The following is a 23,810-nucleotide window of genomic DNA, read 5'->3' as shown; positions in this document are numbered from 1 at the left end:
CCCCCGCCGCCGGCCCCCGGAAAGTCGCACCTGCCCACCCTGACCAACCTGCCGCCGGCCCCTCCAGAACCGGGGACCGACTGCCGGGCGGTCTCATGACAACAGAGCCGCAGCCGTCGGTGGCGCTGACCCCGGCGCTGCCGGATCGACGCAACGCCGAACTTCTGCTGCTGTGCTTTGCCACCATGATCATCGCGGTGGCGATGCTGATCGTCGAGGCCGGTCACGAGAAGGGCCTGCGCTGGGATCTGGTCGGCTACGGCCTGGCGTTCGTGGTGCTGTTCGGCTTCGCGCACTTGGTGATCCGGCAGACGGCACGCTACGCCGACCCGCTGCTGTTGCCGGTGGTGGCACTGCTCAACGGCCTGGGCCTGGTGATGATCCACCGCATCGATCTGGGGGTGGGGATCGACGGCGCCGAGGCCCGTCCCGGCGCCAGCGCCCAGATGTTGTGGACCCTGGTCGGTGTCGGGGTGTTCGCCCTGGTGCTGGTGATCCTCAAAGACCACCGACAACTCTCCGGCAGCGGTTACGTCTGCGGCCTGGCGGGCCTGGTGCTGCTGGTGATCCCCGCACTGCTGCCGGCCTCACTGTCGGAAAGCCAGGGCGCCAAGATCTGGATTCGGTTGCCGGGCTTCTCTATTCAGCCCGCCGAGTTCTCCAAGATTCTGCTGCTGATCTTCTTTGCCGCGGTGCTGGTGTCCAAACGCCGCCTGTTCACCAGCGCCGGCAAGCACGTGCTGGGAATGAACCTGCCCCGCCCGCGGGACCTGGCGCCGCTGCTGGCCGCCTGGGTGATCTCGGTGGGGGTCATGGCATTTGAGAAAGACCTCGGCACCTCCCTGCTGCTGTATGCCTCGTTCCTGGTGGTGGTGTACCTGGCCACCCGCCGATTCAGCTGGATGGTGATCGGCATGCTGCTGTTCGCCGCCGGCAGCGTGGCGGCCTACTTCTTGTTCAGCCACGTCCGGGTGCGCGTGCAGACCTGGCTGGACCCCTTCGCCGACCCCGAGGGCGCCGGCTACCAGATGGTGCAGTCGCTGTTCAGCTTCGCCACCGGCGGCATCTTCGGCACCGGCCTGGGCAACGGCCAGCCCGGCTACGTGCCCGCGGCGTCGACGGACTTCATCATCGCCGCGTTCGGCGAGGAGCTGGGCCTGGTGGGGCTGGCCGGCGTGCTGATCCTGTACACGATCGTGATTGTGCGGGGCATGCGTACCGCGATCGCGGTTCGCGACAGCTTCGGCAAGCTGCTGGCCGCCGGCCTGGCTGCCACCTTGGGCATTCAGCTGTTCATCGTGGTCGGCGGCGTGACCAAGCTGATCCCGCTGACCGGGCTCACCACCCCGTGGCTGTCCTACGGCGGATCGTCGTTGCTGGCCAACTATGTGCTGTTGGCGATCCTGTTGCGCGTCTCGCATGCCGCGCGGCGCCCGCTGAGCACCGAGCCGGCCCGCCCGGCCCCGATCGGCGACACCGGGACGGCGGTGATCGAGCGCGTATGAACACTTCCCTGCGCCGCGTCACCATGACCCTGATGGCACTGATCGTGCTGCTGTTGGGCAACGCCACCATGACCCAGGTGTTCGCCGCCGACGGTTTGCGCGCCGACCCCCGCAACCAGCGGGTGCTGCTCGACGAATACTCCCGCCAGCGCGGCCAGATCACCGCCGCCGGCCAACTGCTGGCCTACTCGGTGCCCACCGACGGCCGCATCCAATACCAGCGCATCTACCCCGAACCCGCGGTGTACGCGCCGGTCACCGGGTTCTACTCCCTGCGCTACTCCAGCAGCGGCCTCGAACGCGCCGAGGACACCGTGCTCAACGGCTCCGACCCACGCCTGTTCGGACTGCGGCTGGCCGACTTCTTCACCGGCCGCAGCCCTCGTGGCGGCACCGTGGAGACCACCTTGCGGCCCCGGGTGCAGCAGGCGGGCTGGGAAGCCATGCGCAACGGGTGCACCGGCGGCTGCCGCGGCGCCGTCGTGGCCCTGGAGCCCTCCACCGGCAAGATTCTGGCGATGGTGTCGGCGCCGTCCTATGACCCCAACCTGCTGTCCTCACACGATTCGGCCAAGCAGGGCCAGGCCTGGCAGGAACTCCGGGACGATCCCGCCTCCCCGCTCACCAACCGCGCCATCAACGAGACCTACCCGCCGGGCTCGACGTTCAAAGTCATCACCACGGCCGCGGCACTGCAGGCCGGCATCAACGAGAACGAGCCGCTGACCAACGCGGCCCGCATCGCCCTGCCCGACAGCACCGTCACGCTGGAGAACTACGCCGGCAACACCTGCGAGGGCAATGAGCCGGTGGTCCCGCTGCGGGTGGCGTTCGCCCGCTCCTGCAACACCGCCTTCGTCCAGTTGGGTATTCGTACCGGCGTGGACGCACTGCGCAGCACCGCTCAGGGGTTCGGGTTGGACATCACCCCGGAGCCCATTCCGCTGCAGGTCGCCGAATCCACCATCGGGCGGATCGGCGATGCCGCCGCCCTGGGCATGACCAGCATCGGCCAAAAAGATGTGGCGGTGACACCGCTGAAGAACGCGGCGATAGCGGCGACCATCGCCAACGGCGGCCTGTCCATGCAGCCGTATCTGGTCGACGGGCTGGAAGGACCAGACCTGGCGGGCATCGCCACCACCCAGCCGCATGAGCAGCGCCGTGCGGTGTCCGCGCAGGTCGCGACTAAGCTCACTGAACTAATGATCGACGCCGAAAGAATGACCCAGCAGCAGGGGGCCATCCCGGGCGTACAGATCGCGTCGAAGACCGGCACCGCCGAACACGGTCCCGATCCGCGGAACACCCCGCCGCACGCGTGGTACATCGCCTTCGCCCCGGCCAGCGCCCCGAAAGTGGCCGTTGCCGTCCTGGTGGAAGACGGGGGCGACCGTTTGACCGCCACCGGCGGCACCGTGGCCGCACCGATCGGCCGGGCCGTCATCGAAGCCGCACTCCAGGGGGGATCATGAGTCCCCAAGTGGGCGCCGCCCTGGCCGGGCGCTACCGCCTGCAGCGGCTGATCGCCACCGGCGGCATGGGCCAGGTCTGGGAGGCCGTCGACAACCGGTTGGGTCGCCGCGTTGCGGTCAAGGTGCTCAAGCCGGAGTTCTCCTCGGACCCGGAGTTCATCGAGCGCTTCCGCGCCGAGGCCCGCAACACCGCCATGCTCAACCACCCGGGCATCGCCAGCGTGCACGACTACGGCGAGACCGAGCTCGACGGCGAGGGCCGCACCGCCTTCCTGGTGATGGAGCTGGTCAACGGTGAACCGCTGAACTCGGTGCTCAAGCGCACCGGGCGGCTGTCGCTGCGGCACGCCCTGGACATGCTCGAGCAGACCGGGCGGGCACTGCAGGTGGCACACAGCAGCGGGCTGGTGCACCGCGACGTCAAGCCCGGCAACATCATGATCACTCCCACCGGCCAGGTGAAGATCACCGATTTCGGCATCGCCAAGGCCGTGGACGCCGCACCGGTCACCCAGACCGGCATGGTGATGGGCACCGCCCAATACATCGCCCCGGAGCAGGCGCTCGGCCAGGACGCCACCGCCGCCAGTGACGTGTACTCCCTGGGTGTGGTCGGCTACGAAGTGCTGTCCGGCCGGCGTCCGTTCACCGGAGACGGCGCGCTGACCGTCGCGATGAAACACATCAAGGAACCCCCGCCGCCGCTGCCGGCCGAGCTGCCGCCCAACGTGCGGGAACTGATCGAGATCACGCTGGCCAAGAACCCGGGCATGCGGTATCGCAGCGGTGGCCCGTTCGCCGACGCCGTCGCCGCGGTGCGCTCGGGGCGCCGACCCACCCGACCCAGCCAGTCGCTGCCGGTCGGGCGTGCCGCCCCGTCGGCCATCCCCTCGACCGCGGCCACGCGGGTTGCCCAGCCGGTGTCGGCTCGGGCCACCGCGGCGCGGCGCGCCCGGCCCACTGCCGGGACCCACCGCACACCCCCGCCGCGGCGCACCTTCACCGCCGGGCAGCGCGCCCTACTGTGGGCGGCCGGTGTGCTCGGCACGCTGGCGATCATCATCGCGGTGCTGATCGTGGTCAACGCCAAGAGCCCGGGCGGCTCGCTGGCACCGGCCACCGTGACCGACACCGGGGCACCGCAGACCACCTCGTCGAGCTCCGAATCGACCTCGTCGACACCACCCGCACACCCCTCGGGCTGGACCTGGCACAGGACGTCATCATGACCACTCCGCAGCGGCTTTCCGACCGCTACGAACTCGGCGACATCCTGGGCTTCGGCGGGATGTCGGAGGTGCACCGCGCCGTCGACACCCGGCTGCACCGCGAAGTCGCCGTGAAGGTGCTGCGCGCCGACTTGGCCCGCGACCCCAGTTTCTACCTGCGGTTCCGGCGGGAGGCGCAGAATGCCGCCGCCTTGAATCACCCCGCGATCGTGGCCGTCTATGACACCGGCGAAGCCGAGACCCCCGCCGGCCCGCTGCCCTACATCGTGATGGAGCTGGTCGAGGGCGTCACGCTGCGCGACATCGTGCACAACGACGGCCCCATGCCGCCCATTCGGGCCATCGAGGTGATCGCGGATGCCTGCCAGGCGCTGAACTTCAGTCACCAGCACGGCATCATCCACCGTGACGTCAAGCCCGCCAACATCATGATCGACGAGCACAACGCCGTGAAGGTCATGGACTTCGGCATTGCCCGCGCCGTGGCCGATGCCGGCAACAGCGTCACCCAGACCGCCGCGGTGATCGGCACCGCCCAGTACCTCTCGCCCGAGCAGGCCCGCGGCGACACCGTCGACGCCCGCTCCGATGTGTACTCGCTGGGGTGCGTGCTCTACGAAATCCTCACCGGCGATCCACCTTTCGTCGGCGACTCACCGGTGGCGGTGGCCTACCAGCACGTCCGCGAAGACCCGGTGCCCCCGTCGCAGCGGCTGCCCGGCCTGCCGGCCGATCTGGATGCGGTGGTGCTCAAGGCGCTGGCCAAGAATCCCGACAATCGCTACCAGACGGCCGCCGAGATGCGGGCCGACTTGGTGCGGGTCCACAACGGAGAGACGCCCGAAGCCCCCCGAGTGCTCACCGCGGCCGACCGCGCCTCGATGATGCCGCCCCGGGCCGGCGACTCCGGCGGCCCCCAGACCGATCCGTTGCCCCGCCAGGAACTGGACTTCAACCACGACCGGCCGGGCTCGGTGGGCCGGTGGCTGATCGCCGCGATCGTGCTCGCGGTCCTGACCGTGATCGTCACGGTGTCGATCAACGCGTTCGGCGGCCACACCCACCAGATCCAGGTACCCGACGTCAGCGGGCGGGCATCGGTCGACGCGATCGCCGAGCTGCAGAACAAGGGCTTCAAGACCCGCACCGAGCAGCGCTCCGATTCCACGGTTCCGCCCGATCACGTGATCGGCACCGACCCGCCCGCCGGCGCCCCGGCCAACAAGGGCGACAAGATCACCGTCGACGTGTCCTACGGCCCCGAACAGCGCCAGCTGCCCGACGTGGCCACGTTGAGCTACGCCGATGCGGTCAAGAAGCTGACCGCCGCCGGCTTCGGCAAGTTCAAGCAGGTCAACTCGCCGTCGACCCCCGAGCTCAAGGACAAGGTCCTGGGCACCAACCCGCCGGCCAACCAGACCACGGCCGTCACCAACGAGATCATCATCGTGATCGGCAGCGGGCCGGCCACCAAGCCCGTACCCGACGTCACCGGTCAGACCCTGGACGTGGCGCAGAAGAACCTGACCGTCTACGGCTTCACCAAGATCACCGAGGTGACGGTGGACAGCCCGCGCCCGGCCGGTGAGGTGATCGCCACCAGCCCGCCCAGCGGGGAGACCGCGCCGTTGGACGCGGTGATCGAATTGCGCGTTTCCCGCGGCAATCAGTTCGTGATGCCGGATGTGACCGGGATGTTCTGGACCGACGCCGAACCGCAGCTGCGGGCCCTGGGCTGGACCGGAATCCTGGTCAAGGGCGCCGACGTCGACGCCGGCGGCGCCGGCCACAACCGGGTGCTCTACCAGACCCCGGCGGCGGGCCAAGGCGTCAACACCGACGCCAACATCACGTTGCGTTTCGGTCAGTAGGTTATTGCGCCGGAACCCGGCGGGCGGTCTGCACCGTGGTGGCGATCTCTTGCTCGAGCCGGCTCACCAGGGCTTCGTCGCAGGTGTATCCGCAGTAACCGAGCCAGTTGGCCAGCATGCGGTGGCCGCCCTCGGTGAGGATGGACTCCGGGTGAAACTGCACCCCGTGGATGGGCAGTTCGGTGTGGCGCACCGCCATGATCACCCCGCCGCGGGTGCGCGCCGTGGCTTCCAGGACCGCGGGCAGTGTCTCGGGCAGGATCGTCAACGAGTGGTACCGGGTAGCGGTGAACGGATCCGGCAGTCCCGTGAGCACCCCGGCGTCAGTGTGGAATACGGTGCTGGTCTTGCCGTGCAAAAGTTCCGGTGCACGGCCCACCGTGCCGCCGAAGGCGACCCCGATCGCCTGGTGGCCCAAACACACGCCCAGTACCGGGATCTTGGCGTGCGCGCAGGCCTTGACCAGTGCGATCGACGCGCCGGCGCGTTCCGGGGTGCCCGGTCCGGGGCTGAGCAGAACGCCGTCGAAGTCGGCGATGGCGGTGGCCGGGTCGGCCAGGCGGGCGTCGTCGTTACGCCAGACGTCAGCCTGCACACCCAGCTGGCCCAGATACTGGACCAGGTTGAACACAAAGCTGTCGTAATTGTCGACGACGAGGATCCGCACGCCCAACAGGCTACCGCCGCCGAAACGGGGGATCGGTGTCAGTAGTCCACCGGTCCGGCCGGCACCGCGTAACGCATCCGGGCCACGGCGGGTGTCTCGGCGACTTCCACGTCCGTGCTCACCTGTTCGCTGTAGCCCAGGCCGAACCGAATCACATACTGCTTGTACAGACTGACCAGCGGGTCGGCGGCCAGGGCGGCCTGCATCGCGGCCGGGTCTCCGATCGCGGTCAACACATAGGGGGGACTGTAGGTTCGACCCTCCAGCAGCAGGGTGTTGCCGACACAGCGGGGAGCCGATGACGCGGTGATCCGCTGGTCCTGCATCTGCACGGCCTCGGCGCCGGCGCTCCACAAGGCGTTGAGCACCGCGGAGATGTCTTGTTGGTGCACCACCAAGTCGTCGGGGGAGGCGTCCCGGGGGAACCGGCCATTGGCGTCACGCTGGGCGTCGGTCAACGTCACCACCAGTCCCGGCCCGTACATGGCCTCCAGGCCGGCGGCATCGGTCAGTTGCTCGCTGCGCTTGCGCATCGCCGACAGGGCAACGCCGGAGCCGCGTCCGTGGACCGAACCGACGCCGGTCGCCAGGGCGTCACGCTGCGCGGTGAGTTCTTCCACGGTGGTCTGGGTGGCACGGACCAAGTCGACCAGTCGGGGAGCGTCCCCGCGGCGGATCTCTTTGCCGCCGGATACCCCGTGGGTGGCCGCCAGCAGCAGGCCGGCCAGGACACAGACCACCGGAACCCCCAGCTGCCACGGGGAGCGCCGGCCCGGCGACGCGGACAGCCCCTTGCGCTCCATCGGCTCTCCCGTTCTCGGCTGAGTTGCCCTGCTGGGCTAATCTCGTACGGACCCATACTCGCAGCTTCACGCCGCACCGTCCCGAGGTACCGATGCCCAAGTCCAAGGTTCGTAAGAAGTCCACCAGCTTCACCCCCTCGTCGGTGAGCCGTACCCCGGTCAAACTCAAAGGCGGCCCGTCGAGCGCCTGGTTTGTCGCGACGTTCCTGGGGCTGATGCTTCTGGGGCTGGCGTGGCTGATGGTGTATCAGCTCGGCGCCACCGGACTGGACGCTCCCGCGGCCCTCAACTGGATGGCCGACCTGGGTCCGTGGAACTACGCCATCGCGTTTGCCTTCATGATCTCCGGGCTGTTGCTCACCATGCGCTGGCACTGAGCTGCGCAGACACGAGATTTCTGGTGATTTCGGGCGGTCTGCACAACCAGCCGAGCAACCAAGCGATTGCTCAATCACAACGATGTGATTTATCCCCACTGTGGACAACTCCTGTAGATAACTTTCTCTCCGCAGGTGGACATGAGTGAGAACGCGGCTGCCCGCACGCAATGGTCACCACCCGCGGGCGGGATCGCCGGCTGCGCGGTGGTGGGAGCGGTGCTGGCGATCGGCGCAGTGACGTTGGCGACAGATGTGCCCGGACGCGTGCTGGCCGGCGTTGCCGGACTGGGGCTGCTGGTGTTTGCCGGCATGTCCTGGCGGGCACGGCCCAAGTTGGCACTGACGTTCGACGGGCTGGCGGTGCGCGGATGGTGGCACACCACGGTATTGACCCAGGACAGCCTCACCCGACTCCGCGTGACGGAATATCAGCGGATCGGCCGCAAGCACCGGCTGCTGGAGATCGAGACGCGCGACGACCAGATGCTGATCCTGTCGCGGTGGGATTTGGGGACCGACCCGCGTGAGGTGCTCACCGCACTCAACGCGGCCGGTTACACCTGCCCCTGATCCAGGGGCAGGTGCCGTCGGCTTAGGAGACGGTGATCGACTCGATCACGACCGGCTCGGAGGGCCGGTCGGCGCGGTCCGTGGCGGTCGTGGCGATGGCGTCCACCACGCGCTGGGAGTCCGCGTCCACAACCTCACCGAAGATGGTGTGCTTGCGGTTCAGGTGCGGGGTCTGCCCGACGGTGATGAAGAACTGCGAGCCGTTGGTCCCGGGACCGGCGTTGGCCATCGCCAGCAGGTAGGGCTTGTCGAACACCAGCTCGGGGTGGAACTCGTCCTCGAACTTGTAGCCGGGGCCGCCGCGGCCGGTGCCGGTCGGGTCGCCGCCCTGGATCATGAACCCGTTGATCACCCGGTGGAACACCGCGCCGTCGTAGAACGGGCCCGACGAGCCGCCGGAGGCGTTGGTGGTGGAGTACTCCTTGGTGCCCTGAGCCAGGCCGACGAAGTTGGCGACGGTCTTGGGGGCGTGGTTGCCGAACAACGCGATCTTGATGTCGCCGCGGTTGGTGTGCAGCGTGGCGGTCGCGGTGGCAATGGAGCTGTTGGTCATGGGAAGACAGTGTGCCATTCCCGGGGTGGAGGGCTGCGTCACGGGTAGCGTTGGGCCCATGCGCCTGGCGACCCAGACCCCGTTGACCCACCGCGAGCGACTGACCCGGGGCTTGGCCTATTCCGCCCCCGGGCCGGTTGACGTGGCACGCGGCGCGGTAGGGCTCAGCGGGGACGCGGTACGCCGCGGCGCGGTCGAACTGCGGCGGCTCTACCGGGAGAGTCAACTGTCCGACCGCGTGGCCGAAGCCGCCGACGCGGCGGCCCGAGAGTTGGCGGCGGCTCAGGAGGCCGTCGCCGGCCTGCCGGAGCTGCTCGAGGGAGCTGCCCCTCGCCGGCACCTACGCCGGCCCTGGCTGCTGGTGGGGGCCGCCGGTGCGGCACTGCTGGCCGGTGGCGTGGTGGCGGTGCTGATCCGGCGCTCGAACCGGCCGCAGGAGACGTCGCCCCGCCCGCCGAGTGTGGACGCGCCGCACAAGATTTGATGCCGTTGGGCGCCGGTGACAGCCCAAGAAGTAACCGCGACGCTCGCGCGTTCGCACTGTGGAGCCTAGGAGATTCGAACTCCTGACATCTGCCTTGCAAAGGCAGCGCTCTACCAACTGAGCTAAGGCCCCTGGTGGGACTCGTGGGCCTAGGAGGACTCGAACCTCCGACCTCTTCGTTATCAGCGAAGCGCTCTAACCGCCTGAGCTATAGGCCCGTAGTCGTCTTGCGACCGAGCGAGATTACCGCACTGGGTGCCCGCTCACCAAAATGCCCTGAACACCCGCCCGGTCAGTCCCGGTCGGCCAGGGTGACCTCCACCCCGCCGACCACGTCGGTGCTGAGGTTGTAGATCACCACTCCCAACGTTGCCAGGGCGGTCAACACCACGACGTTGACCAACCCGATCAGCGCGGCGCCGCCGAAAATCGAACCGGCCGAAACCAGTTCGGCCGCACTGTTGTTGGTCAACAGATCACCGACGTTGCTGTTGAGTTTGCTCCAGACGCCCATCGCGCCCAGCGCCACGTAGAGCACGGCCACGGCGATCATCCAGACGAAGAATAGCGCCGTCGACAACAGCAAGGACACCTTGAGCGCACTCCAGGGGTCGATTCGCCGGATCTGCATGCTGGCGCGCAGCGGACCCCGCGTCCCGGCCGTCACCTGCGGGCGCCGCACCGCGGGGCGCCGCTGAGGGGGCTCCGACAGATCCGGCAGTTCGCTGGCGTAGGCGTCGTCCGACGGCGCCTGCTTCACCGGCGGCGCAACCTTGGCCGCCGGCTTGGCCTGCTGTACGGGGGGTTTCGCGGGCTGGGCGGGTGGCTTGGCCGGCGGTTTGGCCGACACCGGCGGTTTGGCAGCGGCCTGCGGCGCGGCCGCGGGCGCAGGCGGGGCCGCCGGGGCGGCCGAACCGGACACGAACCGCCGGAGGCGTTCGTCGACGCCGGCGGAGTGCTGGCCCGCGGCCGGGTCTGCCTGCCGCGGCGGCGCCGGCTGCCGGGGCTGGCCGCCGCGTTGCCACGGCGGGGCTTCCCCGGTCTCGGTGATCCGACCGGGACGGCCCGGTGGCCGCTGACCCGGTTCGGAGGGCCCGTTTCCGGACGTCTCCGCCTTGCCCCCGGTGCCCGGGTGCCCCGGCTCGTTCGGTGCGCTCACCCACGGCTCCTTACCTGCGTATCCCGGCCGCGCAGCGGTCGGGTCTGACGTCGGATTCAGCTACCCGATTCCTCGTCGGCCGCCTCTTCGTCGGCGTTCCGCGCAATCGCTATCAGTGTGTCGCCATCACCCAAGTTCATCAACCGAACGCCCTTGGTCTGACGTCCTGCCTTACGGACCTGCCGCGCCCCGGTGCGGATGACTCCGCCGCCGGAGGTGATCGCGTAGAGCTCGCTGTCGTCGTCCACGATCAGGGCTCCGACCAACCTGCCTCGCCGCGAATCGTACTGAATGGTCAAGATGCCCTTACCGCCGCGACCCTGCGCCGTGTACTCCTCGATCGCGGTTCGCTTGGCATAGCCACCGGCGGTGGCCACCAGCAGATAGGTGTCCTCGCGGACCACGTTGAGCGACAGCAGCCGGTCATCGGCGTTGAACCGCATGCCCTGCACACCGGAGGTGGCCCGGCCCATCGGCCGCAACGCCTCGTCGGTGGCCGAGAACCGGATGGACTGACCGTTGGCCGAGACCAGCAGCAGATCATCCTCGGATGAGCACAGCACTGCGCCCACCAGCTCGTCCGCGTCGCGCAGGTTGATCGCGACGATGCCGCCGGAGCGGTTGGAGTCGAAGTCGGTGAGCTTGGACTTCTTCACCAGGCCGTTGCGAGTGGCCAACACCAGATACGGCGCGTCCTCGTAGCTCTTGATCTGGATGACCTGGGCGATGCGCTCCTCGGGCTGGAAGGCCAGCAGGTTGGCCACATGCTGGCCGCGCGCGGTTCGCAACGCCTCCGGCAGCTCGTAGGCCTTGGCCCGGTACACCCGGCCCTGAGTGGTGAAGAACAGGATCCAATCGTGCGTCGAGCACACGAAGAAGTGCGCCACGATGTCGTCCTGCTTGAGGCCTGCACCCTGAACGCCCTTGCCGCCGCGCTTCTGGCTGCGGTACAGGTCGGTCTTGGTGCGCTTGGCGTAACCGGTCTCGGTGATCGTGACGACCACGTCCTCGCGGGCGATCAGGTCCTCGTCCGCGACGTCGCCGTCGGCGGCGATGATCCGGGTGCGACGGTCGTCGCCGTGCTTCTCGACCAACTCGGCCAACTCGTCGTGCACGATCGCACGCTGGCGCTCCGGCTTGTCCAGGATGTCCTTGAGATCGGCGATCTCGGCCTCGATCTTGGCCAATTCATCGATGATCTTCTGGCGTTCCAGCGCGGCCAGCCGGCGCAGCTGCATGTCCAGAATCGCTTGAGCCTGAATGTCATCGATCTCAAGCAGCTCGATCAGGCCCTGCCGGGCGATGTCGACGGTCTGCGATGCGCGGATCAGGGCGATGACTTCGTCGAGGGCGTCGAGCGCCTTGACCAGGCCGCGCAGAATGTGGGCGCGCTCCTCGGCCTTGCGGAGCCGGTAGCGGGTGCGGCGCACGATCACATCGAGCTGGTGCGCCACGTAGTAGCGGATCATCTGGTCCAGCCGCAGGGTGCGCGGCACGCCGTCGACGATCGAGAGCATGTTCGCGCCGAAGCTGGTCTGTAGCTGGGTGTGCTTGTAGAGGTTGTTCAGCACCACCTTGGCCACCGCGTCGCGCTTGATCTCCACGACGATACGCAGGCCCACGCGGTCGCTGCTCTGGTCCTCGATGTTGGCGATTCCCACCAACTTTCCATCACGAACCTGCTCGGCGATCGAGGTGATGAAGTTGTCGTGGTTGACCTGATAGGGCAGTTCGGTGATGACCAGCAGGGCTCGGCCGCGTGAGTCCTCCTCGATCTCGACCACCCCGCGCATCCGGATAGAGCCGCGACCGGTGCGGTAGGCGTCGTTGATGCCTTGGGAGCCGACGATCAGCCCGGAGGTGGGGAAGTCCGGGCCCTTGACCCGCTCCATCATCGCCTCGAGCGTGGTCTCTTCATCGGCTTCGTGGTTGTCCAGGCACCAGAAGACCGCCTCGGCCAGCTCCCGCAGGTTGTGCGGCGGGATGTTGGTCGCCATACCGACCGCGATGCCACCGGATCCGTTGGCCAGCAGGTTCGGGAAGCGGCTGGGCAACACCGTTGGTTCTTGTACCCGGCCGTCGTAGTTCGGTACGAAATCGACTGTCTCTTCGTCGATCTCGCGCAGCATCTCCATGGCCAGCGGGGTCAGCCGGGCCTCGGTGTAACGCATGGCGGCCGCGGGGTCGTTACCCGGCGAACCGAAGTTGCCCTGCCCGTCGACCAAGGGGTAGCGCAGCGACCAGGGCTGGGCCATGCGCACCAGGGTGTCGTAGATCGAGGCGTCACCGTGCGGGTGGTAGTTACCCATCGTCTCGGCGACAGAGCGCGCGGACTTCGCATGGCTGCGGTCCGGGCGGAAACCCGAGTCGTACATGGCATACAGGACGCGGCGGTGCACCGGCTTGAGACCGTCGCGGACCTCCGGCAGCGCGCGGCCCACGATCACGCTCATCGCATAGTCGATGTAGCTGCGCTGCATCTCCTGCTGGATGTCGACCGGTTCGATCCGGTCCACCGAGTCGTCCCCGGGCGGCAGCGTGGTGTCTGTCATCTATTCCTCGTTCTGGTCAGAAGTCGGGCTGGTCAGATGTTGCGAGATATCGCGGACGTCGCGCGGTGCGCGGCTTCGCGAGGTGTCTCTAAACATCCAAGAAGCGCACGTCTTTCGCGTTCCGGGTGATGAAACTGCGCCGGGCCTCCACGTCCTCGCCCATCAGGATCGAGAACAGCTCGTCTGCGGCGGCAGCGTCGTCGAGGGTGATCTGGCGCAGCACCCGAACGCTGGGGTCCATGGTGGTCTCCCACAGCTCCTTGGCGTCCATCTCACCCAGACCCTTGTAGCGCTGGATGCCGTCGTCCATGTTGATCTTCTTGCCGGCGGCCTTGCCGGCTTCGAGCAGGCCGTCGCGTTCGCGGTCGGAGTAGGCGAATTCGGCCTCGGTGCCGCGCTGCCACTTGAGCTTGTACAGCGGCGGCTGCGCCAAGAACACGTGCCCGTGCTCCACCAAGGGCCGCATGAAACGGAATAACAGGGTGAGCAACAGGGTCGAGATGTGCTGTCCGTCGACGTCGGCGTCAGCCATCAGCACGATCTTGTGGTAGCGCAGTTTCGAGATGTCGAACTCGTCGTGGATTCCGGTGCCCAAGGCGGTGATGATCGCCTGCACCTCATTGTTTTTCAGCACGCGGTCGATGCGCGCTTTCTCCACGTTGATGATCTTTCCGCGCAGCGGCAGGATCGCCTGGAACATCGAGTCGCGGCCGCTCTTGGCCGAGCCGCCGGCCGAATCACCCTCCACCACATACAGTTCGGACTTGCTCGGGTCATTGGACCGGCAGTCGGCCAACTTGCCCGGCAATCCGCCGAGATCGGTTGCACTCTTGCGCCGCACCAACTCCCGGGCCTTACGTGCTGCCATCCGGGCCTGCGCTGAAGACACCGCTTTGTTGATGATGGTCTTGGCCTCGGCCGGGTTGGCCTCGAACCAGTGCCCCAGCTGTTCGTTGCAGACCTTCTGAACGAAAGACTTGACCTCGGTGTTGCCCAGCTTGGTCTTGGTCTGGCCCTCGAACTGCGGTTGCGAGACCTTCACGGAGATGACCGCCGCCAGGCCCTCGCGGATGTCGTCTCCGGTGAGGTTGGGGTCTTTGTCTTTGAGCAGCTTCTTGTCTTTGGCGTACTTGTTGACCACGCTGGTCAACGCCGAACGGAAGCCCTCTTCGTGGGTACCACCCTCGGCGGTGTTGATGGTGTTGGCGAAGGTGTGCACCGACTCGGAGTAACCGCCGTTCCACTGCATGGCGATCTCGACCTCGTGTCCGGTTCCCTTGCCGTCGAAGTCGACGATCGTCGGGTGGATCGCGGTCTTACTGCGGTTGATGTGCGCGACGAAGTCGCGCAGGCCGCCGGGGTAGCAGAAGACGCGGTGCTTGACCTTGTGGGGAGCGACGGCCTCGGCGGCCTGCTCCTCTGCGGTCTTGGGTGCTTCGGCGGTGTCGCTGACCACCTCGTCGACCACTTCTTCGACGCGCACGCGCTCGTCGGTCAGTTCGATGGTCAGGCCCTTGTTGAGGAATGCCATCTCCTGTAGCCGCCGCGCCACGGTCTCGAAGTCATACGTGGTGGTCTCGAAGATGTCCGGGTCCGCCCAGAACCGGATGGTGGTACCGGTCTTCTTGGTCTTCTCGCCCTTGCGCAGGGTTCCCGGTACAGACTTGTCGTAGGTCTGGAACCACTGGTAACCGTCGACGGAGATATCGGCTTCCAGTCGGGTGGACAGCGCGTTGACCACCGAGACGCCGACGCCGTGCAGACCGCCGGAGACGCTGTAGGCGCCCTCTTCGAACTTTCCGCCGGCGTGCAGCACAGTCATGACGACGTCGACGGTCGGGATGCCGGTGGCGTGCATGGCCACCGGGATGCCTCGACCGTCGTCGGTGACCTCTACACCGCCGTCTTCCAGGATGCGGACGCTCACGGTGGTGGCGAAGCCGGCCATCGCCTCATCGACGGCGTTGTCCACGACTTCCCAGATCAGGTGGTGCAGGCCCCGTTCACCGGTGGAACCGATGTACATACCTGGTCTTTTGCGGACGGCTTCGAGGCCCTCGAGAACCTTGATGGAATCGGCACCATATTTGTTTTGGGCAGCCACGGTCGGGAAGTTCTCCTCAGGTTCGCAAGCCAGCATGTGACGCACCACCGGGTGCGTGCGCGGGATACTGAGTCAGTCTACCTTGGGGGCCCGACGGCGAGTAATTTCTTCGGGTGTTTCTGCCCATCTGATCGCGCCGTGGCGTCGATATCGCGGTTTGCCTCGTGTCCGGCCGTTGGCCGGAGCGATTTTTTTGCTCGTAGCGGCGCTCAGGCGGCTGATCCTGAGGGGCTCACCCGTAGGTGTCGCGTGGGCCCCGGCCCGAGACGTGCAACGGTCCCTTACGCCACGACGGCGCGGTGGGGCCGGTGATCTTCAAGGTCTTGACGACGCCGTCACCTACAGCCGCGGCGATCTTGGCCAGCAGTTGCGCCTGGACCAGGCGCAATTGCGTGGCCCAGGCGGTGGATTCGGCCGAAACGCTCAGGACTCCGTCGCTCAGGCGGGTGGGAATCGCGTGGGCGGCGATGTCGTCACCGACCACCGTGCGCCACTGACCGAGCACCGTTCCTTCGGCCACCTGCGCCGACCAGCCCCGCGACTGGGCAAGGTCGCGGGTCGCCGAACCCAGGGTCTGGGGGTCGCGGCGGTCCGGCCCCGGCCCCGACCAACTGCGCCAGCCCCCGCCCGTTGCAGGCGTTCGCCGACGCAACGGGGCCCGGCGACCCTGCCCGACATCCTTGCCCTGGCTGCGCGCGGCTTCGCGGGCCTCGGCCAGGGTGCGGCGCACCAGATCCATGCCGGACAACCCCGCCAGATGAGCCGGTGGCTGCCAGGCGTTCTCCTCGGACGACTCATCTGAATCGTTCATGCGAGGTCTCCGACCAATTCGGAGACGCGGCCCTCGTCTCCTTCGGCGACCGCGATACGTATGCGGCGGGCCTGCCACTCAGACGGGATGTCTTCGGCGACGGCGGCGGTGATCAGTACCTGCTCGGCGGCGGCGGCGACCCCGGCCAGGGCCTGGCGCCGGGCGGCATCTAACTCAGCGAAGACGTCGTCGAGCAGCAGTACCGGCTCGGCACCCTCGCTGCGCAGCAATTCGTACGATGCCAACCTCAGCGAAAGTGCCATGGACCACGACTCACCATGGCTGGCAAAGCCTTTCACCGGAGTCTCGCCGAGGCGCAATTCCAATTCGTCACGGTGCGGGCCGACCAGACAGACGCCCCGGTCAAGTTCCGCGCTGCGCCGGCGTGCCAGTTCGGTGAGCAGCGCTTGCTGGAGTTCGGCGACATCGGGATGTGTTTCACGTGGATCGAGATCCAGTTTCGGTCGATAGGCCACCGCCGCGGTACGGCTCCCCGGCGCCAGCAACTGGTAGGCCTTCTGGACCTCCGGGGCCAACTGATTCACCAGGTCGATCCGCGCGGCCATCAGCTCAGCGCCATGCAGGGCCAGCTGGGAATCCCACACGTCGAGCGTGTCCAGCACGGTACGGTCCCCACGGTGCAGCGCACCCGGCGCACTTTTGAGCAACGCGGTGCGTTGGCGCAGCACTTTGTCATAGTCGGCCCGCACGCCCGCGATCCTGGGCCGACGCACGCTGGCCAACTCGTCGAGATAGCGGCGTCGCTCACCGGGGTCGCCCCGCACCAGCGCCAGATCCTCCGGGGCGAACAGCACCGCCCGCAGGACCCCCACCACCTCACGCGCATGGCGCACCGGAGCCCGGTTGAGGCGCACCTTGTTGGCGCGGCCCGCGGCTATCTCCAGATCGACGGCCAGTTCGCGGCCCTCATTGACCACAATCGTCGAGACCACAGCCCGGCTGGCACCGGAACGAATCAGCGGGGCGTCCGTGGCAACTCGGTGCGATCCCAATGTGGATGAATACCACAGGGCCTCAACAAGATTCGTCTTTCCAAAACCATTCGGACCGACCAGTACCGTCGCACCCGACTCGAGTTCGAGGTCGACATGTGCCCAGGACCGGAAATCCCGCAGGCCCACATGGCGGACATACACCGAGAAACCAACCCCTCCCGTCGTCGCTGCTGCGCCGATCAGCCGGGGAGGCGAACCGGCATCAGCAGGTAGACGTAGTCCGATGGCACTGCCGGGAACGGACCCTCACCCATCAGCACCGGGTCATCGGCACCGGCCGGCCGCAGCACCGCAGGTTTCTTCGGGTCGGTGAAACCCATCGACACCTTGTCGCTGTGCAACGAACCCAGGCCATCGGTCAGGTAGGTCGGATTGAACGCGATGGTCAACGGTTCACCGACGAAATCGATCGGCAGATCCTCTTCGGCCCGTCCGACATCTTCGGCACCTGCCGAGAGCCGAAGTGTGCCCTCCGACAACTCCATCCGGACTTGCGCGCCGCGGTCTGCCACCAAGGCCACGCGCTTGATGGCCTCGGTGAGCTCTGCCACGCCGATGGTTGCCACGGCCAGGTGCTCACTGGGCAACAGCTGCCGGAACTTGGGGAACTCCGCGTCCAGCAGTCGGGTGGTGCTGCGTTTGCCGGCGCTGGTGATTCCCAGCAGGCCCTCGTTGCCGACCGAAGCACCGGCGCCCAGAGCCAGGTGGACCTCGTTGCCGTCACTGCTGGCCTTGGCTGCTTCCGCCAGCGTCTTCGCCGGTACCAGAACCGCAGCCTCGGTGCCGGGGGCCGCGGACCACGTCAACTCCCGCACAGCCAACCGAAAACGGTCGGTTGCGGCCAAAACGACTGTGTTACCGGAAATTTCGACGCGGATACCAGTCAACATGGGCAAGGTGTCATCGCGGCCGGCGGCTACGGCCACCTGCCCGATCGCTTCGGCGAACACATCCGCGGCCAATACCCCGGTCTCTTCGGGCAGGGTGGGCAGCGTGGGGTAATCCTCGACGGTCATGGTGGGCAGCGAGAAACGCGCGTTACCGCAGGTCAATGACACCCGCGTGGACTCCACCTGAACTTCGACCGGCTTGGCCGGCAATGCCCGAGTGATGTCCGACAACAGCCTCCCGGAAACCAAAACACTTCCCGGAGAAGCGATCTCGGCAGCCAGCTGGACTTCGGCGGACACTTCGTAGTCGAAACCCGACACGGTCAGACCGTTGTCGGAGCCGGTCAGCAGCACCCCGGCCAGAAGTGGCACCGTGGGCCGGGCCGGCAGAGATTTCGCCACCCACGCCACCGCGTCAGCGAAGTCATCCCGGTCCAGGCGGAACTTCAAGTCGGTCAGACCCGCGTTCGTGGTCGCCGCGTCCATAGCGTCCTCTCGTCACCCCAAATAGAGCTCTATCCTGCGGCGACTGGTGAACACCCCCACCCGCGGCCGTGCAACGCCCCACGCCGAAGTGTAAGAGCGGTCGGTCACCAACCGTAGAGCCTGGTGCGTCTTCTTGAAAGTTAAACCTCAACACCGACCCGGCCGGGAGTGCCTTGCTCCAGGGGCCGGACCACGAGCTTGTGAACAGACCCGTTTCACGCGAATCCCCAACGACCTGTTTTGAAAGAGAAACTAGGGATAACTCCCAGTATTAGTAGTAAGTCCTGTGGATCCTGGGTATAGCGGGGCATCGGTGCAGTTGAGCGGTGTCTGTTGCCTGGGGAGCAGCAGTGAATGACACGCCCGGGCCCGTCGGCGGGACTGTGTATGAATCGGGCGGTGTGTATCGACGGTCCGTTGGTCATCGGACCGTGGACAGGTTGTCCGCAGGGGTATCCACAGGGCGGGACCGTGACGGGTGGTGCGAGTGGGTCTAAAGTTTTTTGTAAGACTGCCGCGCAAAAACCCAAGAATCAGCGCTTTGCGCGCTGCCGGATCCGCGTGGTGAGTTCCTTGACCTGATCGAACACTTCCCGGCGCTCGGCCATCTCGCCGCGGATTTTGCGTTCGGCATACATGACGGTGGTGTGGTCTCGTCCGAATGCCTGGCCGATCTTGGGCAGTGAGAGGTCGGTCAGCTCGCGGCACAGGTACATGGCGATCTGACGGGACTGTGCCAAGGGCCGGGTCTTTCCCGGGCCGCGCAGCTCCTCAACCGAGGTGTCGAAGTACTCGGCGATGACGGCCATGATGATGGCCGCGCTGATCTGCATGGTGCTGGCATCGGCGATCAAATCACGCAGCACGATCTCGGCCAGGGAGCGGTCGATCGGTGTCTTGTTCAGTGAGGCGAAGGCGGTGACGCGAATCAAGGCGCCCTCGAGTTCACGGATGTTGCGTTCGATGCTGGTGGCGATCAACTCCAGCACGTCGCCTGGCACATCGAGGCGATCCATCTGCGCCTTCTTGCGCAAGATGGCGATCCGAGTCTCCAGATCCGGGGGCTGGACGTCGGTGATCAGTCCCCATTCAAAGCGGGTCCGCAGCCGATCCTCCAGGGTGGCAAGCTGTTTCGGTGCACGGTCGGAGGTGATCACGATCTGCTTGTTGGCGTTGTGCAGGGTGTTGAAGGTATGGAAGAACTCTTCCTGGATACCTTCCTTACCCTCGATGAACTGGATGTCGTCGACCAACAGCACATCGATGTCCCGGTAGCTGCGCTTGAACGCAACCTTGCGATCGTCACGCAGAGAGTTGATGAAGTCGTTGGTGAACTCTTCGGTGGAGACGTATTTGACGCGCATCCCGGGGAAGAGCCGCTGGGTGTAGTTGCCGGCCGCATGCAGTAGGTGGGTCTTGCCCAGTCCCGATTCACCCCAGATGAAGAGCGGGTTGTAGGCACGGGCCGGTGCTTCGGCGATGGCCAGCGCGGCGGCGTGGGCGAATCGGTTGGACGTGCCGATGACGAAGGTGTCGAAGGTATAGCGCCGGTTGAGGCTGGCACCGTCGGCCGTCGACGAGTCGTCGCTGGGCCGTTCGGTGAAGTAGTTCGGCCAGTCATAGGCGACGTCGGTGGTGTCGTCATCCTCGTCGTCGGCGCGTTCCTCGACGGCGTTGTCGGCCGGCGGCTGGGCGGAAGTCTCTTCGGCGGGCTGCGGCGCGATCCGGACTCCGAGTTCGATGGAGTGCCCGAGGCGTCGGCTCAGGGCATCGGTGATCTGGGTGCGCAGGTGGCGTTCGATCTCGTTCTGGACAAAGCTGCTCGGAACGGCAAGGAGGGCGAAGCCCTCCACGATGGCCAGCGGATGAACGAGTTTGAGCCAAGCCTTCTGCTGTGGTGTCAAGGCCGCCGCGGAAGCATTGCCGGACGGTGAATCGCCGTTGAGTTCAGCTACGACGTCGTCCCATAGACCGAGAAATGCAGTCCCGGGGTCCTCATTCAAAGCCCCATCCCCCTGGTTCGACGCCGTCTGACCGGGCACGGGAGTGCCCCGATGCCGTACCGGGACATGCTATCCACACAGTTATCCACAGATGTGGATGAGGTGCGCATTCCGCGATGAGGCCCCCTGGGCCGGTTGCTGGGCAACGGATACTCCAGACAGAGACGCTATATCTGAAGCGCCAACCGCTTCGTCATCTTCGGTTCGTCATACAAACCGCTCCGGATCCGAAACGGCGCTGGCAAGCAAGCTAACAGGTTTCGGGGCGGACGACTACTCATTTCAACCAGATGAATCGAATGAAAACGAGGGTCGATAACGCCCACGATACGGGTGTGACCAGTGTGAATAATGGGCTGCTGTGAGGCACCCAGAGGTAGCCTTACTGCGCGGGGCAGGAGCGGGGTTTGACCCGGGGAACCTGCATCAGTACCCTCGAACAGTCGCCCGAACGCTGGCGATACGGCAGCGACCGGCTTCCCGCCGGAGCCCGCGCCGGTTACGAGCAAGACGCAAGAAGTTCACCGAGCTTACCCAGTGCGTCGCGTGCGGCAGGCACAACGGGCTTCCGGTGTGTCGGGCAGGCGTGACGCAAGACGCAATAAGGAGAGTGTGCCGTGGCCAAGGGCAAGCGGACCTTCCAGCCCAACAACCGTCGTCGGGCCCGGGTGCACGGGTTTCGGTTGCGGATGCGGACCCGTGCCGGCCGTGCCATCGTCACCGCCCGGCGTAGCAAGGGCCGTCGCTCGCTGACTGCCTGAGCACAGGCAGCTCGGCGGTGCTCCCGGCTCAGTACCGGATGAGACGATCGGCCGACTTCGGTGCAACGGTCAAGCATGGCCGAAGGGCAGTACAACCCGACCTCGTCATCTACGACCGACGCGCGGACACGTCCGAGGCGTCGGCGTTGGATTCGTCGACCGCAACTGCGCCCCGTGTTGGGCTGATCATCGCCAAGTCGGTGGGGCCGGCTGTCACCCGGCATCGGGTGGCCCGGCGGCTGCGCCATGTGGCTCGCGGCGTGCTGGTGGATTTGGAACCCTGCGAGCAGTTGGTGATTCGGGCGTTGCCCGGCAGTAGCACCGCCACGTCGGAGGCCCTCGGTGGACAGTTGCGGGCAGGTTTGCGCGCGATTCGCCGAACCAGTGGTGCGGTGCGCTGATGCAGTCTCTCGCGGTGGCTCCCGTACGTGGACTGGTCTTTCTGATCCAGCTGTACCGGAATCTGATCTCCCCGCTGCGTCTACCCAGTTGCCGCTTCATGCCCACGTGCAGCCAGTACGCCGTCGAGGCGTTGACGGAGTACGGATTGATTCGGGGCAGCTGGCTGGCCGCGGTACGACTGGCCAAATGTGGGCCATGGCATCAAGGGGGCTGGGACCCGATTCCCGAGCGGTCCGAAGGGGCCGGCGGATGCGGTTGCCGGACCGGCCACGCCCTGAACGAGCACGACAATCTATCGGAGGGTGAATACCGTGTCCTTTGATCCGGGCAGCCTGGACTACGTGTACTACCCGGTTTCGGGCATTATGTGGTTGTGGTACAAGGCTTTTGGCCTTCTACTGGGGCCGGCCAACTTCTTCACCTGGGCGCTGTCGGTGGTGTTCCTGGTGTTCACGCTGCGGGCACTGCTCTACAAGCCCTTCGTCAAGCAGATCCGGACCACCCGGCAGATGCAGGAGCTGCAGCCCCAGATCAAGGCCTTGCAGAAGAAGTACGGCAAGGACCGCCAGAAGATGGCACTGGAGATGCAGAAGCTCCAGCGCGAGCACGGCTTCAACCCGATCCTCGGCTGCCTGCCGATGTTGGCTCAGGTCCCGGTCTTCCTGGGTCTGTTCCATGTGCTGCGGTCGTTCAACCGGACCAGCACCGGGATAGGCCAACTGGGTCTGTCGCCAGACCTGAACCGCCAACTGGGCAACTACTTCTTCAGTGCGGCCGACGTCGGCAACTTCCTGGATGCGAATCTGTTCGGCGCACCGCTGGGCGCGACCATGATCCAGCGCACCGGCCTGGATGCTTTCGCCGAGTTCAACCGGGTGTCGGTGATCGCGGTCGGCGTGCCCATCATGATCGCGGCGGGCATCGCGACGTATTTCAACAGCCGTGCTTCGGTGGCCCGACAGAGTCCCGAGGCCGCGGCTAACCCGCAGACCGCGATGATGAACAAGCTCGCGCTCTACGTCTTCCCGTTGGGCGTGGTGGTGGGCGGGCCGTTCCTGCCGTTGGCCATCATCTTGTACTGGTTCTCCAACAACATCTGGACCTTCGGTCAGCAGCACTACGTCTTCGGCCTGATCGCCAAAGAGGAAGAGGCCAAGAAGGAGGAGGCGCTTCGGCGCCGCGCCGCGAACGCCCCCGCGCCCGGAGCCAAGCCGAAGCGAGGTGCCCGGGCGGCAGTGGAGGCCGGCGGCGGCGGCGAGGTTCCCGCGGTGTCCTCGGACGCTGCTGAGACGACCGTGGCGGAGTCCGGAAGTTCCGAGGCCGCCAAGCGCAGCGCCGGCCGCCCCGCGGCCCGGGGGGCCCGGCCTGGGGCCGGCGCCAAGCCGAAGAAACGTAAGCGGTAATCGACCGCGACAAGCCAACCGGCGCGCGAGCCGCCGGGCACGGAGGGAGACGAGATGACCGACACGACCGACATGAACGACGCCGGGACCGCAGAGAACGAGGCTGTGGAGTCTGCGGGGGAGACCGAAGCGCAGGAAGCCCGCGAGGAAGTGGCTGCGGCGCCCGCGGTGGACCTGGAAGATCGACTGGTCGCCGAAGGGGAGATCGCCGGCGACTACCTCGAGGAGCTCCTTGATCTCCTGGACTTTGACGGCGACATCGACCTGGACGTCGAGGGCCGCCGCGCGGTGGTGAGCATCGACGGCGGTTCGGATCTCACCAAACTGGTGGGACGCAAGGGTGAGGTGTTGGATGCACTGCAGGAGCTCACTCGGTTGGCGGTGCACCAGAAGACGGGTGAGCGCAGCCGGCTGATGCTGGACATCGCGGGCTGGCGTCGCCGGCGCCGGGATGACCTGACTGCGCTGGGCGACGAGGTGGCCCGGCGTGTGTTGGACAGCGGTGCCGACGAGGAACTGTCACCGATGAGTCCCTTCGAACGTAAGATCGTCCACGACGCGGTGGCGGCCGTCGCCGGTGTGCACAGCGAGAGCCAGGGCGTTGAGCCCTCTCGCCGCGTAGTGGTTCGGCGGGACTGACGAGGCTCAGCGCGGGGAATTACAGCGATGTGATTCCCCGCGGGCGA

22 protein-coding genes and 2 tRNA genes are annotated in these 23,810 nt (G+C 66.7%); 12 read left to right on the top strand and 12 right to left on the bottom strand.

Features of this window, described 5'->3' with window-relative positions:
* The first annotated feature begins 95 nt into the window (after nt 1-95).
* Genes BST15_RS13235 through pknB form a run of 4 tightly spaced genes read left to right on the top strand, consistent with a single transcriptional unit; the run spans nt 96 to nt 6,080 of the window.
* On the top strand, nt 96-1,505 hold the full coding sequence (locus BST15_RS13235; RefSeq protein WP_046191452.1) for an FtsW/RodA/SpoVE family cell cycle protein: 1,410 nt from the start codon (nt 96-98) through the stop codon (nt 1,503-1,505).
* Nucleotides 1,502-2,980 (top strand): D,D-transpeptidase PbpA, encoded by a 1,479-nt coding sequence (gene pbpA, locus BST15_RS13230; RefSeq protein WP_046191453.1) that lies wholly within the window; start codon nt 1,502-1,504, stop codon nt 2,978-2,980. The genes BST15_RS13235 and pbpA overlap by 4 nt, the downstream gene beginning before the upstream one ends.
* Nucleotides 2,977-4,209, top strand: coding sequence for a protein kinase domain-containing protein (locus tag BST15_RS13225; protein WP_083070991.1), 1,233 nt, complete (start codon nt 2,977-2,979; stop codon nt 4,207-4,209). Before pbpA ends, BST15_RS13225 begins: the two co-directional genes overlap by 4 nt.
* Nucleotides 4,206-6,080: a Stk1 family PASTA domain-containing Ser/Thr kinase gene (gene pknB, locus BST15_RS13220; protein WP_046191374.1), complete on the top strand. Its 1,875-nt coding sequence runs from the start codon at nt 4,206-4,208 to the stop codon at nt 6,078-6,080. Before BST15_RS13225 ends, pknB begins: the two co-directional genes overlap by 4 nt.
* A gap of 1 nt (nt 6,081) precedes the next feature.
* On the opposite strand, the gene BST15_RS13215 is transcribed toward pknB, so the two are convergent.
* Nucleotides 6,082-6,747, bottom strand: a complete 666-nt coding sequence (locus BST15_RS13215) for an aminodeoxychorismate/anthranilate synthase component II (RefSeq protein WP_046191375.1) — start codon at nt 6,745-6,747, stop codon at nt 6,082-6,084.
* 38 nt (nt 6,748-6,785) lie between these two features.
* Nucleotides 6,786-7,550: a DUF881 domain-containing protein gene (locus tag BST15_RS13210; RefSeq protein WP_046191376.1), complete on the bottom strand. Its 765-nt coding sequence runs from the start codon at nt 7,548-7,550 to the stop codon at nt 6,786-6,788.
* A 92-nt stretch (nt 7,551-7,642) separates the two neighbouring features.
* On the opposite strand from BST15_RS13210, the gene crgA reads away from it, so the two are divergent.
* Both crgA and BST15_RS13200 read left to right on the top strand, forming a co-directional pair.
* A complete protein-coding gene (gene crgA, locus BST15_RS13205) occupies nt 7,643-7,927 on the top strand; it encodes a cell division protein CrgA (RefSeq protein WP_046191377.1) in 285 nt (94 codons plus the stop codon).
* 141 nt (nt 7,928-8,068) lie between these two features.
* Nucleotides 8,069-8,500 (top strand): PH domain-containing protein, encoded by a 432-nt coding sequence (locus tag BST15_RS13200; RefSeq protein WP_046191380.1) that lies wholly within the window; start codon nt 8,069-8,071, stop codon nt 8,498-8,500.
* A gap of 22 nt (nt 8,501-8,522) precedes the next feature.
* Here the strand turns inward: BST15_RS13200 and BST15_RS13195 are convergent, their stop codons facing one another.
* Nucleotides 8,523-9,071 (bottom strand): peptidylprolyl isomerase, encoded by a 549-nt coding sequence (locus BST15_RS13195; RefSeq protein WP_082104006.1) that lies wholly within the window; start codon nt 9,069-9,071, stop codon nt 8,523-8,525.
* Nucleotides 9,072-9,111: 40 nt separating this feature from the next.
* Between BST15_RS13195 and cwsA the strand changes: the two genes are divergently transcribed.
* On the top strand, nt 9,112-9,537 hold the full coding sequence (gene cwsA, locus BST15_RS13190; RefSeq protein WP_046686503.1) for a cell wall synthesis protein CwsA: 426 nt from the start codon (nt 9,112-9,114) through the stop codon (nt 9,535-9,537).
* A 59-nt stretch (nt 9,538-9,596) separates the two neighbouring features.
* Here the strand turns inward: cwsA and BST15_RS13185 are convergent.
* The 9 genes from BST15_RS13185 to dnaA all read right to left on the bottom strand — a co-directional run bounded on the left by BST15_RS13185 (nt 9,597) and on the right by dnaA (nt 20,558).
* Nucleotides 9,597-9,669 (bottom strand) — tRNA-Ala (locus BST15_RS13185).
* A 12-nt stretch (nt 9,670-9,681) separates the two neighbouring features.
* Nucleotides 9,682-9,755 (bottom strand) — tRNA-Ile (locus BST15_RS13180).
* 74 nt (nt 9,756-9,829) lie between these two features.
* Nucleotides 9,830-10,696, bottom strand: a complete 867-nt coding sequence (locus tag BST15_RS13175) for a DUF3566 domain-containing protein (RefSeq protein WP_083070990.1) — start codon at nt 10,694-10,696, stop codon at nt 9,830-9,832.
* 56 nt (nt 10,697-10,752) lie between these two features.
* Nucleotides 10,753-13,248, bottom strand: coding sequence for a DNA gyrase subunit A (gene gyrA / locus BST15_RS13170; protein ID WP_046190116.1), 2,496 nt, complete (start codon nt 13,246-13,248; stop codon nt 10,753-10,755).
* An 88-nt stretch (nt 13,249-13,336) separates the two neighbouring features.
* Entirely contained in the window at nt 13,337-15,388 is a 2,052-nt protein-coding gene (gyrB, locus tag BST15_RS13165; protein ID WP_109370779.1) for a DNA topoisomerase (ATP-hydrolyzing) subunit B, read from the bottom strand.
* Nucleotides 15,389-15,584: 196 nt separating this feature from the next.
* Nucleotides 15,585-16,163, bottom strand: a complete 579-nt coding sequence (locus tag BST15_RS13160) for a DUF721 family protein (protein ID WP_046190115.1) — start codon at nt 16,161-16,163, stop codon at nt 15,585-15,587.
* Nucleotides 16,160-17,320, bottom strand: coding sequence for a DNA replication/repair protein RecF (gene recF / locus BST15_RS13155; RefSeq protein WP_046190114.1), 1,161 nt, complete (start codon nt 17,318-17,320; stop codon nt 16,160-16,162). The genes BST15_RS13160 and recF overlap by 4 nt, the downstream gene beginning before the upstream one ends.
* 38 nt (nt 17,321-17,358) lie before the next feature.
* Nucleotides 17,359-18,555, bottom strand: coding sequence for a DNA polymerase III subunit beta (gene dnaN / locus BST15_RS13150; protein ID WP_046190113.1), 1,197 nt, complete (start codon nt 18,553-18,555; stop codon nt 17,359-17,361).
* A 533-nt stretch (nt 18,556-19,088) separates the two neighbouring features.
* Entirely contained in the window at nt 19,089-20,558 is a 1,470-nt protein-coding gene (gene dnaA / locus BST15_RS13145; protein ID WP_046190112.1) for a chromosomal replication initiator protein DnaA, read from the bottom strand.
* Between the two features lie 617 nt (nt 20,559-21,175).
* Here dnaA and rpmH point away from each other — a divergent pair.
* From rpmH to BST15_RS13120, 5 genes are read left to right on the top strand one after another with little or no spacing between them, the layout of a single operon-like run.
* Nucleotides 21,176-21,319 carry a 50S ribosomal protein L34 gene (gene rpmH, locus BST15_RS13140; protein ID WP_024442093.1) on the top strand — a complete coding sequence of 48 codons (144 nt, stop codon included), beginning with the start codon at nt 21,176-21,178 and terminating at the stop codon, nt 21,317-21,319.
* Between the two features lie 17 nt (nt 21,320-21,336).
* Complete coding sequence (gene rnpA, locus BST15_RS13135; protein ID WP_046190111.1) at nt 21,337-21,720, top strand: ribonuclease P protein component; 384 nt, start codon at nt 21,337-21,339, stop codon at nt 21,718-21,720.
* Nucleotides 21,720-22,043 (top strand): membrane protein insertion efficiency factor YidD, encoded by a 324-nt coding sequence (yidD, locus tag BST15_RS13130; protein ID WP_046190110.1) that lies wholly within the window; start codon nt 21,720-21,722, stop codon nt 22,041-22,043. Before rnpA ends, yidD begins: the two co-directional genes overlap by 1 nt.
* Before the next feature lie 43 nt (nt 22,044-22,086).
* A complete protein-coding gene (gene yidC / locus BST15_RS13125) occupies nt 22,087-23,124 on the top strand; it encodes a membrane protein insertase YidC (protein ID WP_046190122.1) in 1,038 nt (345 codons plus the stop codon).
* Nucleotides 23,125-23,178: 54 nt separating this feature from the next.
* Nucleotides 23,179-23,763: a Jag family protein gene (locus BST15_RS13120; protein ID WP_046190109.1), complete on the top strand. Its 585-nt coding sequence runs from the start codon at nt 23,179-23,181 to the stop codon at nt 23,761-23,763.
* The last annotated feature ends 47 nt before the right edge of the window (nt 23,764-23,810 follow it).

Source organism: Mycolicibacter arupensis (assembly GCF_002086515.1).
Lineage (GTDB): Bacteria > Actinomycetota > Actinomycetes > Mycobacteriales > Mycobacteriaceae > Mycobacterium > Mycobacterium arupense.
This window is presented reverse-complemented; position numbering and strand designations above follow the sequence as displayed.